Consider the following 14,592-nt stretch of genomic DNA (forward strand, 5'->3'; position numbering starts at 1 on the left):
AATCCCCCGGAAAACATGTGCCGTTCACTCGACGACAGGTCAAGGCGCCGGGTTACCATCGGACTTACCAGTTGACCAGTCAGGATCAACCGATCAGTCAGGGAGAACGGCATGCCAGGGAGAACGGGATGAAGGACGGCTCCTCCAGCGGAGTGCTGAAGCGGGAGCGGGTACGGGAGCACCTGCTCGGCCTGATCGAGGCGGGCGGTCCGGGCGACCCCATCCCGTCGGAGCGCACCCTCTGCGCCGCCCTCGGCGTCTCCCGGCCCACCCTGCGCGCGGCCGTCGACGAACTCGTCGCCACGGGCGCGCTCGTACGGGAGCACGGCCGCGGCATGTTCGTGGCGCCCGCCAAGATCGTGCAGCAACTCGCCCCGGACGAGGCGGCGTTCGCCGTGCCCCGCGCGTCGGGCACCTGGTCCAGCACCGTCCTGGAGTCCGCCACGGTCCGGGCCGGCGCCCGGATCGGACGCCGGCTCCGCCTCTCCCCCGCCGCCGAACTGCTCTACGTCGCCCGGCTCCGGCTCGTCGACGGCTCCCCCATGGCCATCGAGCACCTGCACATCCCGGCGGCCCTCGTCGGCTCGGCGCTCACCCCGGAGGAGCTGGAGGCGGGCGACCTCTACGACCACCTGCGGGAGCACCACCGGGTCCGGGTCAAGGAGGCGACCCAGTCGATCGAGCCGACCGTCGTCAGCGAGGACGAGGCCGCGCTCCTGGACGTCCCCGTCCTCTCCCCCGCCCTCCTCATCGAGCGCCTCACCCTGGACACGGAGGGCCGGCCCGTCGAGTACGTCCACTCGGTCTACCGGGGCGACCGGTACCGCATCGTCTCCCGCCTCGACTTCACCCGCGACGGCGTCGTGACCTCCTCCACCGAGGGGGATGCATACTGACCGGCGGCGGACGGCACGGCGGGGAGGGGCGGGCATGGAGCTCAAGCGGGAACGGGTACGGGAGCACCTGCTGACCGTGATCGACGGGCGCCGCCCCGGCGACGCCATTCCCTCCGAGCGCACCCTCTGCGCCGCCCTGGGCGTCTCCCGGCCCACGCTCCGTGCGGCCGTCGACGAGCTGGTGGCGACGGGCCTGCTGGTGCGGGAGCACGGCCGCGGCATGTTCGTGGCCCCCGACAAGGTGACGCAGGAGCTGGTCGCCGAGCGCCACGCGGCGGGCGCGCCCCGAAGCCGGGGCGACTGGACGAGCACGGTGCTCGACCTGCGGACGGTACGGGCCGGCGCCCGGATCGGCCGGAAGCTGGCGGTCTCCCCGGCGGCGGAGCTGGTGCACGTGACCCGCCTGCGGCACGTCGACGGCGCCCCGATCGCCCTGGAGCACCTCCACGTCCCCGCCGACCTGGTCCCCGGCCTCACCGCCGCCGACATGGAGGGCGGCTTCTACGCGCATCTGCGCGAGCGGCGCGGCATCCGCACGGCGCACGCGGTGCAGTCCATCGAGCCGACCGTCCTGAGCGAGGAGGAGGCCGACCTCCTCGGCGTCCCGGTCCTCTCTCCCGCCCTCCTCTTCGACCGGACCACCTCCGACACGACCGGCCGCCCCGTCGAGTACGTCCGCGCCCTCTACCGCGGCGACCGCTACCGCATCGTCTCCCGCCTCACCCTGGACACCCGCCTCCCCGACCACCCGGAACCCGGGGCGGGGCGCGCGGGGGCGTGGTGGGGGACGGTGGACTGACCGCGCGCTCCCCTTCCGGGGTCGAGCGTTCTCCGGGGCCGAGCGCTCTCCGGGCCGAGCGCTCTCCGGGGCTGCCGTGCCCTCCGGGGCCGGGGACGGCCGGGACGGCCAGGGACGGCCGGGGATGGCCGGTACGCGTCGATCGCCGCCCGGGCCGGGCCGGTCCCCGTCCCCTGCTCCCCCGGGACGCGCACCGCCGTCCGGCGGGTCCGCCGGGTCCGCCGGTACGGTGCGGGGCCGAGCCGGCCCGCCGACGGCGGCGCCCCGCGGCCGCGCGGGCACTCCGTCCCCGGTCGCCGGGCGGTACGGGCCGCCCACGAGCGGTTTCGCCGGGGAGGCCCGGCGGGCAGGATCGCCGTCCTCCTCCGGGGCGGGCTCCCGGGTGTCTCCGCGGGCACCCGCGAGGGGGGGTGGAGCGATCGGATCCGCTCCCGGTTTACGGAATGCGCACGGGAAGGATCGTTCCGTTCCGCGAGCGAACCTGTTCTGATGGTGGGTCAGCGACTGTTGGGCGATTGCCGGCCGTTCGTGGCGGGCAGGTTTGGAGGGTTGCGGGGTGGGAACCCTCCGGCCCCACGGCCGGGACGGCCGTCGTCACGTACGGGCGCGCGCAGCGCACCGCCATCCCTCAGGCACCGCCCGCATGGTGGTCCGCACACCGGGGCGGGCCCGAGGAGAGAAGGAGGTCGGTCCCCGTGACCGTGCGCATCGCCGAACCCCCGCAGCTGTGGATGCCCCATCCGCTGCGGGTGAACCCCCACCTGTCGAAGCTGCACGAGGAGAGCGAGACCTGGGCACGCGAGATGGGGATGCTGGAGGGGCACGGAGAGCTGCCCGGCCACCCGGCCATATGGTCCCGGGCCAAGTTCCACGCCATGACCGTCGACCAGCTGACCGCCTGGACGCTCCCCGACGCCCCGCTGCCCGCCCTCCGGCTCAACCACCGGTTCAACATCTGGGCCCTGGCCTGGGACGACCACTTCGCCGCCGCCTTCAAGCAGACCGGCGACCTGGCCGGCGCGCGGCTCTTCACCGCCCGGCTGCACGCCTTCCTGCGGCCCGAGCCCGACGCCCGGCTGCCCGAGCCGGTGAACGCCGTCGAGCGGGGCATCGCCGATCTGCAGCGGCACCTCTTCCCGCCGGGCCTCGCGCACTGGCGGCACGACTTCAACCGGGCCCTGGCGAGGTACGTCGACGCGGGGGTCGAGGAACTGGCCAACAGCCGCACCGGCCGCGTCCCCCACCTGATCGACTACGCGCCGTTCCGGCGGGAGAGCTTCGCCGCCCACACCGCCCCCTACTCCGTCGAGCTGGCAACCGGCGCGCGCATACCCGAACAGATACGGCACGACCGGACCGTCCGCGCCCTCCTCGACGCCTTCATGGACTTCATGGGGCTCGCGAACGACATCGCCTCCTACGAGCGGGAGGTGCACGAGGAGAACGACGTCAACAACCTGGTCGTGGTCGTCGGGACGTCCCTCGGCATCGCCCTCCACGACGCCGTGCCCGCCGCCCTGAACCTGGTGAACGCGCGGCTGCGGGACTTCGAGCACCTCCGGCGGAACGAGGTGCCGCCGCTCGTGCGGCGGGCCGGGCTGCGCCCGGACGAACGGGCCGAGTTGGAGGCGTGGCTCCGGGGGGCCTGCGGGTTCCTCTCCGGGATCCACGCCTGGTACACCGGGGCGCCCCGCTACACCTCCTCGGACGTCTCCTTCCCGGAGTGAGGGCGGCGGGGGCCGGACCCCCGCCCGCCCTCCCGGCTCCTACCCTCCGCCCAGCAGGCGCTTCAGGCGCGTCCACCACGAGGCGCGGGCCTCGGGCCGGCGCGCCCCGCCGGGCGCGCCCGGCGGCATCGGCGGCACCGGCGGGACCCCGTCGCTCTGGACGGGCGGGGCCGGGAGCGGGGCCGGACCGTCGTCGGCCCGGGGAGGCCGCGGGGAGAAGCTCACGGGCAGCGCCGTCAGGTGCCGGGCCCAGGTGCTGGAGCGCCAGGCGAGGCTCTCCTCCGGTACGGAGAGGGCCACGTCCGGCAGCCGGGTGAGCAGGATGTCGATGCCGGCGTCGGCGATGATGCGGCCGATGTCCTGGCCGGGGCACTCGTGCGTGCCGGCGCTGAAGGACAGGTGCGCCCGGTTGTGGTGCACGGGGGCCGCGGGGTCCGGGCGGATCGCCTGGTCGACGTTGCCGGCCGCCAGGCCGAGGAGGAGCATGTCCCCCGTCCTGATCTCCTGTCCGCCGAGGGTGGTGTCGCTGTTGACCCAGCGGGCCGGGCACACCATCAGCGGCGGTTCGTCCCAGAGGACCTGCTCCACGGCCTCGGGCAGGGTCATCTGGCCGCCGGCCAGCGAGCCGCGGAACCGGGGGTCGGTGAGGACCATCCGCAGGACGTTGGACATGAGGTTGGCGGTCGTCTCGTACCCGGCGAGCAGGACGAGGCGCAGGTGGTGCTTGACCTCCTCGTCGGTGAGGCCGGCGGGGTGGGCCATCAGGGCGGAGGCGATGTCGTGCCCCGGGTGGGCGCGCTTGGCGGTGACGAGCCGTTCGAGGCTCTCCAGGACGAAGGCGTTGCTGGCGAGCGAGGTCTCGGTGGCCTTGAAGAGGTCCCGGGCGGCGTGCACGAGTTCGGGGGCGTCCTCGTCCGACATGCCGAGGAGGTGGATGAGGGTGAGCATGGGCAGGTGCTCGGTGAACTGCCCGACCAGCTCCGCCTCGCCCTTCTCGCAGAACCCGTCGATCACCTGGTGGGCGAAGCGGGTGATGTGGCGGCGGACCCCCCGGTGGTCGAACTGGCCGAGGCCGGCCGTGACCGCGCCGCGCAGCCGCTGGTGCTCCTCGCCGTCCGCGCAGACGCAGTCGGGGCGCCAGCCGATCATCGGCATGAGCGGCGAGGTGGCGGGGTCGATCTCCCCGGTCCGCCAGCCGTGCCAGACGCGGGGGTCGCGGGAGAACTGGGTCGGGCGGCTGGCCACGTCGCGGTTCTCCAGGTACCCCAGGACGAGCCAGGCGCGCACGTCGCCGTCGAGGAGGACGGGCGCCACCGGGCCGTGGGCGGCGCGCAGTTCCTCGTACAGGCCCATGGGGTCCGTCGCCGCCGCCTCGCCGTAGAGCCGGGTCGCTCCGTCGGTTCCGGTGGCGGCGTGGGCCGGGCAGCCGGGGGGCGGGATCCGGCCCGCCTGCGCGGTGGCGTGTTCGGCGGGTGGGAAGGTCATGCGGTCTCCTGGGCGGCGACGAGGGTGTGCAGGTAGTCCATCAGCGAGAGCAGGGCGTCGCGGCAGGACGCCCGGTCGCGTGCGTCGCAGGCGACGAGGGGCACGGACTCGCCGAGGGCCAGGGCGGCGCGCAGGTCCTCCACGGGGTACTGCGGGGCCTCCGGGAAGGTGTTGACGGCCACGACGAAGGGGACGCGGCGGTCCTCCAGGCGGGTGATGACCTCGAAGCAGACCTCGATCCTGCGCGTGTCGACGAGGACCACGGCGCCGAGTGCCCCTTCGAAGATGCCGTTCCACAGGAACCAGAAGCGCTCCTGCCCGGGGGTGCCGAAGAGATAGAGGACCAGCTCCTGGTTGATGCTGATACGTCCGAAGTCCATCGCGACGGTGGTGGTGTTCTTGCCCTCGGCGCCGGGGTTGTGGTCGATCCCGACGCCCGCCTGCGTCATGGTCTCCTCGGTGGTCAGGGGCGGGATCTCGCTCACCGCCCCGACCATGGTGGTCTTGCCGACGCCGAAGCCGCCGACGATGACGACCTTGACGCCCCTGGCGCTGTGCGGCAGCAGCATGTCGGTGCCGCGCGGGCCGGGAACGGGCGCGCCGGAGCCGGCGGGCGCGTCAGAGCTTGCGTAGTCCATGGATCACCGCCTCCAGTAGGCCGCGTTCGGGATAGGCCGCCACCGGCACGGGCGCGATGGCCTCGACCCGCTCGTCCTCGACGAGCTGGGAGAGCAGCGCGGTGACGACGCTGAACGGAAGGCTGAGGTACGCCGAGACCTCGGCCACCGAGAGCGGGTAGGCGCACATGGTGAGGATGGTCGCCTGCTCGGGTTGCATCGAGGGGTCGGGCGCGGCCCGCGCCACGATGAGGGTGACCAGGTTGAAGCCCTCGGGCGAGGAGCCGGAGCCGCCGGTGATGACGTAGAGCGGAACGGGGTTGCCTTCATTCCAGGGGCCCGGATTCTCCGATGTCACATCGCCTGCCTGACGTCCTGCCGGGGCGGGCTGGTCATGTGCTGGCCGATCCGGGCCACCAGCGTCCGCATGCGGTCGCCGAGCAGGCCGGCGTCCACTTCCTGGTCGGCGAGGACCGCGAGGTAGGCGCCGGGGCCGGCCGCCATCAGGGAGAAGTAGCCCCCGTCGGCCTCGATGCCGACCATCCGCGTCGAGCCGTCGCCGTGCGGGAACATCTGGGCGATGGCCCGGGCCAGGCTCTGGATGCCGGAGCAGGCGGCGGCGATGGCGTCGGCGGTGTCGGGCGCCGTGTTCGCCTGCCCGATGCTCAGGCCGTCCGCCGAGAGGATGACCACGTGGCGCACGAACGGAACGCTGCTGACGAGCTCCGTGAGCATCCAGTCCATGTTGGGCAGTGGCTGCATGTTACTCAACCTCATCTGAAGGCTCGCTGGGGGAGGGGGAGGGTTCGGCGGCCGCTCTCTTCTCGCCGTTGAACGCCTCCCACATCAGGCCCGGCTGGGGGGACGGCTTGGAGGAGGACGGTGCGGCGGGGGGCGTGGGGCCCGTCACCACGACCGGGATCGGGACGGGTGACTCGCGCCGCCGCTGCGGGAGGCCGTTGGGGGCCTTCCTGACCTCGCCGGTCTCCATGGCGAGGGCGGGGGACGGCAGGGGCGGGGGCGTCGGCGTGCGCACCGGAGCGGGCCGGGCGGGGCCACCGGCGGGACGGTGCGGGCCGCCCACGGGGCCGGCCGGGCCGTTGGCGCGCCTGCGGGCGAAGTCGTTGGGCCGCAGGGCGGACGGGGGCATCGTGGTGATCAGGTTCCGGGGGACGAGCACGACGGCCCGTACGCCTCCGTAGGCGGAGGTGCGCAGGTGGACCTCGCAGCCGTGCTCGCGGGCGAGGCGGCTGACGACGGGCAGGCCGAGCTGGGTCACCTCACCGAGGCTGGCCAGCTGGATGGTGCGCTGCGACTGCGCCATGACGCGCTCGACGCGCTGCCTGACCTCCTCGGTGAGGCCGACGCCCCGGTCCTCGATCTCGACCACGACGCCGGAGGGCACCTCGTTGGCGGTGACCTCCACGGGGGCGTGCGGCGGCGAGAAGGACGTGGCGTTGTCGAGGAGTTCGGCGAACAGGTGCATCAGCGGCTCGGCGCCGGGGCCGGTCACGGCCACCTCCGCCACCGCCTGCAGCTTGACGCGGGGGTAGTCCACGATGCGCGACATGGCTCCGCGCAGGATGTCGTAGAGCGGGATCGACTTCGACCACTGGCGTCCGGGACGGGCGTCGCCCAGGACGGCGATGCTGGCCGCGAGGCGGCCGATCAGGGCGTTGCGGTGGTCGACGTCCTGGAGGCCGCGGGAGACGACGATGTCGTTGCCGTGGAGGATCTGCATGGCGTGCAGGTCCTTGGCGAGCTGGTGCACGATCGCCTGGACCCGGCGCGCGATGGCCACGAGGGCCCGCTGGGAGGCGTCCCGGGTGTGCTCCTCGGCCTCCACCGCCTCCAGGAGGGTCCGCAGGGCTCCCTTGAGCGCTTCGGTGAACTCCTCGTCGAGGTGCTTGCCGAAGTCGACGGCGCGCAGGATCTCCGAGGCGGGGTCGCCCTTCTTCAGCCGGGCGACGGCGGCGGGCAGCAGTTCCTCGGCGAGCCAGACGGTGGTGGTCCGCTGGTCGGCGAGCCGGCCGAGCAGGGCGGCCTCGCGCTGCTCGTAGTACTTCGCCGCCTCGGCGGCCGCCCGGGTGTGGCGGGCCGCCTCCGCCGCGCGCAGCCGGCGCGCGGTCCCGGCCGAGGTGAGGGCCGTCAGGAGGACCGCGGCGAGACCGCACCAGGCGACCGGTGTCCGTATCTGTGCAGGGGAAAGGAGGAGCGCCAGCACGGTGGCTCCCGCCAGAACTCCCGGGGGGAGGAGCCATTCCCGGACGACCGGAGTCGGCCGGGCTCTGGAAATCGAACCTGCACGAACCATCAGGAGGGTCCCTAAAGAGTCTGGAATGAGCGGACCGTGGGGGTGTGGTGCGCCGAAAGGAACGAAGGCGGACTTCATTCGGACACGCGTGCGCATGTCCCGATGAAAAGCCCGACGGGCGGAAACCCGGGGGATCGCTCCGGGAATCGCGCCGACGGGCGCTTTTCCTCGCGGCCGCGCTCCGGCCGCGCACCCACGGCGTTCATGACTCGCTGTGAGCGCGGTGCAACACATCGGTGAGCATAGTCAGTTCGGGTTCACCGTGTGACCTTGCCGAAAGGACAACCTCCACCGGTCATTCCGGTCGCAGAAACCGACTGGCAGCCGTACTTGAAATGCAATAAACCGATCAGATTCTGTCGATCGATCAGCGGGGCACCGGGAGGGAAGCGTCCCGCCCGGCGCCGCCGGTTCCGTCGCGACCATTGACAGGTCCACACCGCCTCCCCATTCTTGAGAGCGCTCTCAAGCGCATCTCCCAGAGCACGGTCCCCCCTGGATTCCCCCCACATGGAGTCCCCCCACCTCCGAGGAGCCCCCCGTGTCCGCACGTCACAGGCGCACGCGCGTCCGACTCGTCCCCCTCCTGGCAGCCGCCGCGCTGGCCGGCACCGGCGTCACCGTCGCCGTCTCCTCCGACCCCGTCGAGGCCGCCGTCCCCGCCACCATCCCGCTCACCTTCACGAACAACTCCGGTCGCGGGGAGCAGGTGTACGTCTACAACCTCGGCACCGAGCTCTCGACGGGCCGGCAGGGCTGGGCGGACGCGAACGGCACCTTCCACCCCTGGCCGGCCGGGGGCTCCGTCCCCGTCCCCGCGCCCGACGCCTCCATCGCCGGCCCGGCCGCCGGGCGGTCGATGACGATACGGCTGCCGAAGTTCTCGGGCCGGATCTACTTCAGCTACGGCCGGAAGCTGGACTTCAGGCTGGCGACGGGCGGCCTCGTGCAGCCCGCGGTCCAGAACCCGGGCGACCCCAACCGGGACATCCTCTTCAACTGGTCCGAGTACACCCTCAACGACGCGGGCCTCTGGCTGAACAGCACCCAGGTCGACATGGTCTCGGCGCCGTACTCGGTCGGCGTGAAGCGGCCGAACGGCTCCGTCGCGAACACGGGCCGCCTCAAGCCCGGCGGCTACCGGGGCTTCTTCGACGCGCTGCGCGCCCAGCCCGGCGGCTGGGGCGGCCTGGTGCAGACCCGCTCCGACGGCACGGTGCTGCGCGCGCTCGCGCCGGGCCACGGCATCGAGGCCGGCGCGCTGCCGGCCGGGGTGATGAACGACTACGTCAACCGCGTCTGGAGCAAGTACGCCACATCGACCCTGACCGTGACGCCCTTCGCGCACCAGCCCTCCGTGAAGTACTACGGGCGGGTCTCGGGCAACGTCATGAACTTCACCGACGGGGCCGGGAAGGTCGTCACTTCCTTCCAGAAGCCCGACTCGGACAGCGTCTTCGGCTGCTACAAGTTCCTGGACGCCCCGAACGACCAGGTGCGCGGCCCCATCTCCCGTACGCTCTGCGCCGGTTACAACCGCTCCACCCTGCTCGCCAACCCCAACCAGCCGGACGCCTCGTCGGCCGGTTTCTACAAGGACGCGGTGACCAACCACTACTCCCGCGCGATCCACGAGCGGATGGCGGACGGGAAGGCGTACGGCTTCGCCTTCGACGACGTCGGCGCGCACGAGTCGCTGGTCCACGACGGCGACCCGCAGCAGGCGTACGTGACGCTCGACCCGTTCGACTAGGCCATACCCCCCCCGGGGGAACGGCGGAAGCCCGCACGGCCGGCCGGGGAGGTCGGGCGTGCGGGCTTCCGCGGGGCGGGCGGGAGGGTCAGGGCGTCATCTCGTACGCGCCCGAAAGCGCCTCGACGCGCTGCCAGACCCGCTCCGACCGGGCCTCGTCCACGACGGGACGGCGGACGGCGCCGAGCGCCCAGAGCTGCTGCGGCTCGGTCGCGGAGTCCTTGCCGTGCAGTTCGACGGCATGCGCGGAGAAGTCGCGGACGAGGACGGCGAACAGCTCGTCGAGGACGTCCTCGTCGAGACCGGTCAGGGCGGCCTGCTCCAGGACCAGCTGCCCGTGGACGACCAGGGCGAAGAGCTGGCCGACGGCGAGGAGCAGGTCGAGGTCGCGGCTCTGCTCCTCGTCCGGGGCGGCCTTGAGGACGAACTCACAGAGGGCGTCGGCCTGTTCGCGGAAGCGGGCGACGTTGGGCACGTGGGCGTACGCGTCGTAGGCGGGGCGCCAGTCGTGGAAGCGGACCGAGCCGAGGCCGCGGGCCGGGCCCTGGCGGAAGAGGAAGGTGTCGTCGGCCGCGTCCAGGCGGGTCGGGACGGGCTCGTAGGAGACCGGGTCCAGGAGGTGGTTGCGCAGGAACTTGAGGATCAGCGCCAGGTTGACGTGGACGGTGCCCTCCAGCTTCGGCAGGCCCCGGATCTCCACGGCCGCCTCGGCGAAGTAGTTGTCCTTCTCGAAGCCCTTGGCGGCGATGACGTCCCACATCAGGTCGATGACCTTCTCGCCCTCCGTGGTCACCTTCATCTTCGTCATCGGGTTGAAGAGGAGGTAGCGGCGGTCCTCGGGACCGGCGGTGCGGAAGTAGTCGACGGCCCGGTCGCTGAACAGCTTCATGCCGACCAGCCGGACGTACGCGTCGGCCAGCTCGCGCCGCACGTGCGGGAAGGCGGTGACGGGGCGGCCGTACAGGATCCGGTTCTGCGCGTGGGTGACGGCCTCGTACATCGCGTGCTCGCAGATGCCGATGGAGGCGGTGCACAGGTTGAACTTGCCGACGTTGACCGTGTTGAGGGCGGCGTCGAAGGCGGCGCGGCCGGTGTGCAGGACGTCCTCGGCGGCGACCGGGTAGTCCTCCAGGCGGAACTCGCTGACGTACTTCGAGGAGTCGACGACGTTCTTCACCAGGTGGTACGCGTCGTGGCGGCTGTCGGCGGCGAAGAAGACGTAGCCGTCGGGGCCCTCGACGTCGGTGCGGCGGCCGAAGACGGAGACGAGTCCGGCGGCGTTGCCGTTGCCGATGTAGTACTTGGAGCCGGTGGCGCGGAAGCCGCCCTCGCCGTCGGGCGTGAGCAGCATGTCCGTGGAGTAGATGTCGGCGCCGTGGGTCTTCTCGGAGAGGCCGAAGGCGAACACCTCGCCCTGGGAGAGGAGTTCGGCGGCGCGGGCGCGGGCGGCGGCGTTGTCGCTCTGCCAGACCGGGCCGAGGCCGAGGATGGTGACCTGCCAGGCGTACCAGTAGTCGAGGCCGTAGAAGCCGAGGATCTCGTTGAGGGCGGCGATGCGGGCGGTGTCCCAGCGCTTGTCGCCCTCGTCCTCGCCGGCGGCGGAGGACGGGGTGAGGAAGGTGGCGAAGAGGCCCTCCTCGGCGGCGAAGGCGAGGAAGTCGCCGAGCCAGGCGCGGGTCCGGTAGTCCTCGATGAGCCGGCGCTTGCCGCGCGCCTCGAACCAGTCGACGGTGGCGCGCAGGAGCCGGCGGGTCTCCGGGTCGAAGTGCGCGGGGTCGTAGGTGTGCGGGTTGAACAGCAGCGGGTCGGCCATGACGTCCGCCTTTCCGGCTCGTGACGAGGGGTGAGGGTGGTGGTGAGGGATGGTGCGGGAGGGGTGGTGAGGAAGGGTGGTGCGGGAGGGGCGTGCGGCCACCGGGGGTCAGTGCCCCGCTTCGAAGCGGGCGAGCGTGGCGAGGACGTCGTCGAGCCAGGCGATCATCATGCGTTCGTACGCGATGCCGCCCCGCAGCACGACGTGCTGGAGCTCCCGCTCGGCGTCGGGCGGGCCGTCGAACGGCCGCCCCGGCTCCCCGAAGTCGCGCGCCTCGCCCGCGAGGTAGTGGGCGAGGCGGTCCGTGTGCGCCCGCCGGTGCCGCTCCACCTCGCCGATCAGCGCGGCCGGGTCGTCGAAGGCGGCGCCCCGGATCTTCACCGCGAGGTCGTGCCGCACGCTTTCGGGCTCGATCGGCTCGCCCAGCCACGCGGAGAGCGCGTCGCGGCCGGGACCGGCGACGGAGTACTCCTTCTTGTCCGGGCGGCCCTGTTGGGGCACGTCCCGGACGTCGATCCAGCCGTCGCTCTCCATGCGCTTGAGCACGCGGTAGATCTGCTGGTGGGTGGCGGTCCAGAAGTATCCGATGGACCGCTCGAAGCGCCGGGCCAGCTCGTAGCCGGATCCGGGCTTCTCGAGCAGGGACACGAGGATCGCGTGGTCGAGCGCCATGCCCCCGATCCTGCTATGCAACGAGTTGCATAGCAAGGCCGTCCGGGGCCGGTGAGACACGGCTCACCCCGGCCCCGCCCCCCGGGGAGTTCACCTCGACGTCGTACGCGGCCCTTGCCGCCCGCTCGAACGGTCGTTCATGATCTGCGCCCTGCCCGCCCTGCCCGTCCGGACGGCACCGGTGCCCGTCCCGCTCGACGCGATGCCGGGGCGGCTGAAGGAGCGGCTGCTCGCGGAGTTCGCCGGGGCGGTCTTCCACGACGGGAGCCGAGCCGGGCCCGTCCGCCGTCCCCGCGGTGAAAATCCGTGGGCGCGGGGGAAGGGCAGGCCGTACCGTTCCGCCTGTGGAAATCACCTTCAGGAAGCTTCCGGACGACCTGCACGAGATCGTGGTGCGCGACCGCGAGGGGCCGGACGTGCGCCTGCCGCCGCGGCCGACCGGCCCGACCATGCCCCACGACCTGGTGCACGCGGTCGTCGAGAGCGCCCTCGGGATCGACGACGGGTTCTGGGGCGCGACGGCGCGCGGCGCGACCTTCGAGGGGTTCGAGCGGGTCGAGCCGGGGCGGCACAGGCGCTCGGGCCTGAAGGTGCTGCGCCGCGGCGGTGACGCCGTGATGGCCGCCGAACTGTCCGTGAACTGGGCCTACCGCGTCTGGCGGGGCCTGTCCACGGAGGGCCGGGGCACGGGCCGCCCGCCCCTCTCCCCGGAACGGCTCGCCCTGACCACCGCCCCGCTCGACGCGGCGGCGGCCCGCTGGCACGACGTCCCGGAGGGCGGCGCGCTGGTGTGGCGCTGGGGGACGGACGGGCGGTAGCCCCGCCCGGGTCCCCCGTCGGGGTCCGCGTGCGCGCCCGGTGGTCCGGGGTGACCATCGAGGTATGGCTGGTAATCCCACGGCCGCGCGGGACGGCACTGCCGCCTCGCGTGCGCCCCGCCGGAAACTGGCGCTCGCGGCCATGCTCTTCGCGGTGTCGATGACGTTCATCGACCAGACGATCGTCTCGATCGCCGCGCCGAACATCACGGCCGAGCTGGGCCTCTCCGCCTCCGGGATGCAGTGGGTCGTCAACGCCTACCTGCTCTCCCTCGCCGCGTTCTTCGCGCTCGGCGGGCGGCTCTCCGACATCCTCGGGCACCGCCGGATCATGCTGACCGGCACGCTGCTCTTCGTCGTCTCGTCGGCGCTCTGCGGCGCTGTGCCCTCCGGGGACTCCGCGCTGACCTGGCTGATCGTCTTCCGTGCCACCCAGGGCTTGGGGGCGGCGCTGATGTTCCCGGCGGCGCTCGCCGTGGTCATCGCGGTCTTCCCGGTGGAACGGCGCGGCCGGGCGCTCGCCCTGTTCTTCGGGCTCTCCGGGGCCCTGACCGCCCTCGGCCCGCTGCTCGGCGGCTGGCTGACCGCCTGGACCTGGCGGGCGATCTTCTGGGTGAACGTGCCGGTCGCCGTCGTCGCGATCGTGCTCACCGTCCTCGCCCGGGTCCCCGAGGGCCGCCGCCGCGAACGCCTCGACGTCGTCGGCGCCGTCCTGGTCGCCGTCGGCATGGGCCTCGGGGTGCTGGGCTTCCAGCAGGCCTCGTCCTGGGGCTGGAGCAGCGTCGCGACCTGGGCCTGCATCGTCGGCGGCGCGGTCGTCCTGGTGCTGTTCCACGCCTACGAGCGGCGCACGACGCAGCCGCTGATCAACTTCGACGTGTTCCGGGACCGGGCGTTCACGATCGACAGCCTCGTGCTGTTCTTCGCGATGCTCGCCTTCGTGCCGGTGTTCTTCTTCGCGTCGGTGTACGCCCAGGTGTCGCTGAGCGCCTCGCCGAACCAGGCCGCGCTGTTCCTCCTGTACTTCTTCGCCGGCTTCGGCATCGCCTCCCAGTGGGGCGGCAAGATCCTCGACAAGCGGGGCGCCCGCCCGGCCATGAAGATCGGCTGCGCGCTGGGCGCGGTCGGCTTCTACCTGTGGGCCCAGAAGCTGACCGACCTGTCGATGCACGACCAGTGGCCGTACGCGGCCATGGCGGGCGCCGGCATCGGGTTCCTGCTCGCCCCCGCCTCCACCGACGCCGTCAACCGCTCCATCGGGGCCTCGTACGGCGAGGTCACCGGCATCACCCAGACCGTCCGCAACTACGCGGCGGCCATCGGCATGGCCGTCTTCAGCACCGTCCTCGCGCACGTCTCCGCGAACCGGATCACCGACACGCTCACCGGGCGCGGTCTGCCGCCGGCCGAGGCGGAGGCGACGGCCGGAAGGGTCGCGGAGGCGGTCACCGGGCATCCGGACGGCCGGGCGCCCACCGGGGACGGGCCGATCGCCAAGGCGCTCCAGGGCGCGGGCGACGCGATCCGGACGGACTTCGCCGAGGCGAACCAGTGGGTCTTCTACGGCATGGCGATCGCGCTGGCCGTGGCCTTCCTGTTCGCCCTCGCGCACCCGGGGACGAAGGTCGTCGAGAAGCCCCCGGAGGACTGAAGGGCCCTGTGCCGTCAGGCCGGGGAAGCGGAACTCGGTGCGGCGGC

The 14,592-nt window shown here is 72.8% G+C and carries 13 protein-coding genes; 6 read left to right on the forward strand and 7 right to left on the reverse strand.

Translation table 11 applies throughout. The annotated features are described in order from the left end of the window. Positions 1-128: 128 nt before the first annotated feature. The 3 genes from OO47_RS14385 (at position 129) to OO47_RS14395 (ending at position 3,422) form a co-directional block, all read left to right on the forward strand. Positions 129-896, forward strand: a complete 768-nt coding sequence (locus tag OO47_RS14385) for a GntR family transcriptional regulator (protein WP_030213788.1) — start codon at positions 129-131, stop codon at positions 894-896. A gap of 34 nt (positions 897-930) precedes the next feature. Next, positions 931-1,695, forward strand: a complete 765-nt coding sequence (locus tag OO47_RS14390) for a GntR family transcriptional regulator (RefSeq protein ID WP_033209062.1) — start codon at positions 931-933, stop codon at positions 1,693-1,695. Between the two features lie 695 nt (positions 1,696-2,390). Beyond that, on the forward strand, positions 2,391-3,422 hold the full coding sequence (locus tag OO47_RS14395; protein ID WP_030213793.1) for a terpene synthase family protein: 1,032 nt from the start codon (positions 2,391-2,393) through the stop codon (positions 3,420-3,422). Between the two features lie 39 nt (positions 3,423-3,461). Here the strand turns inward: OO47_RS14395 and OO47_RS14400 are convergent, their stop codons facing one another. Genes OO47_RS14400 through OO47_RS14420 form a run of 5 tightly spaced genes read right to left on the reverse strand, consistent with a single transcriptional unit; the run spans position 3,462 to position 7,748 of the window. Next, the gene (locus tag OO47_RS14400) at positions 3,462-4,907 is read right to left on the reverse strand and encodes a cytochrome P450 (RefSeq protein ID WP_030213796.1); all 1,446 of its coding nucleotides are present in this window, start codon (positions 4,905-4,907) and stop codon (positions 3,462-3,464) included. Beyond that, a complete protein-coding gene (locus OO47_RS14405; RefSeq protein WP_030213799.1) occupies positions 4,904-5,545 on the reverse strand; it encodes a GTP-binding protein in 642 nt (213 codons plus the stop codon). The genes OO47_RS14400 and OO47_RS14405 overlap by 4 nt, the downstream gene beginning before the upstream one ends. Next, a complete protein-coding gene (locus tag OO47_RS14410; RefSeq protein ID WP_030213804.1) occupies positions 5,526-5,882 on the reverse strand; it encodes a DUF742 domain-containing protein in 357 nt (118 codons plus the stop codon). Before OO47_RS14410 ends, OO47_RS14405 begins: the two co-directional genes overlap by 20 nt. After that, a complete protein-coding gene (locus OO47_RS14415) occupies positions 5,879-6,286 on the reverse strand; it encodes a roadblock/LC7 domain-containing protein (RefSeq protein WP_229991540.1) in 408 nt (135 codons plus the stop codon). The genes OO47_RS14410 and OO47_RS14415 overlap by 4 nt, the downstream gene beginning before the upstream one ends. 1 nt (position 6,287) lies before the next feature. After that, positions 6,288-7,748, reverse strand: a complete 1,461-nt coding sequence (locus OO47_RS14420; RefSeq protein WP_106969398.1) for a sensor histidine kinase — start codon at positions 7,746-7,748, stop codon at positions 6,288-6,290. A gap of 631 nt (positions 7,749-8,379) precedes the next feature. Between OO47_RS14420 and OO47_RS14425 the strand changes: the two genes are divergently transcribed. Then, the gene (locus OO47_RS14425) at positions 8,380-9,591 is read left to right on the forward strand and encodes a glycoside hydrolase family 64 protein (RefSeq protein ID WP_030213812.1); all 1,212 of its coding nucleotides are present in this window, start codon (positions 8,380-8,382) and stop codon (positions 9,589-9,591) included. Between the two features lie 88 nt (positions 9,592-9,679). On the opposite strand, the gene OO47_RS14430 is transcribed toward OO47_RS14425, so the two are convergent. Both OO47_RS14430 and OO47_RS14435 read right to left on the reverse strand, forming a co-directional pair. Continuing rightward, positions 9,680-11,404, reverse strand: coding sequence for an acyl-CoA dehydrogenase family protein (locus tag OO47_RS14430; RefSeq protein WP_030213815.1), 1,725 nt, complete (start codon positions 11,402-11,404; stop codon positions 9,680-9,682). A 108-nt stretch (positions 11,405-11,512) separates the two neighbouring features. Then, positions 11,513-12,076 carry a PadR family transcriptional regulator gene (locus OO47_RS14435; RefSeq protein ID WP_030213818.1) on the reverse strand — a complete coding sequence of 188 codons (564 nt, stop codon included), beginning with the start codon at positions 12,074-12,076 and terminating at the stop codon, positions 11,513-11,515. Between the two features lie 344 nt (positions 12,077-12,420). Here OO47_RS14435 and OO47_RS36865 point away from each other — a divergent pair, with 344 nt between their 5' ends. Further along, positions 12,421-12,894 carry a hypothetical protein gene (locus tag OO47_RS36865; RefSeq protein ID WP_030213820.1) on the forward strand — a complete coding sequence of 158 codons (474 nt, stop codon included), beginning with the start codon at positions 12,421-12,423 and terminating at the stop codon, positions 12,892-12,894. A gap of 64 nt (positions 12,895-12,958) precedes the next feature. Further along, on the forward strand, positions 12,959-14,545 hold the full coding sequence (locus OO47_RS14445; RefSeq protein ID WP_030213823.1) for an MFS transporter: 1,587 nt from the start codon (positions 12,959-12,961) through the stop codon (positions 14,543-14,545). Positions 14,546-14,592: the final 47 nt, after the last annotated feature.

Origin of the sequence: Streptomyces bikiniensis (assembly GCF_000716625.1) — a bacterium.
GTDB classification, from domain to species: Bacteria; Actinomycetota; Actinomycetes; order Streptomycetales; family Streptomycetaceae; genus Streptomyces; species Streptomyces bikiniensis.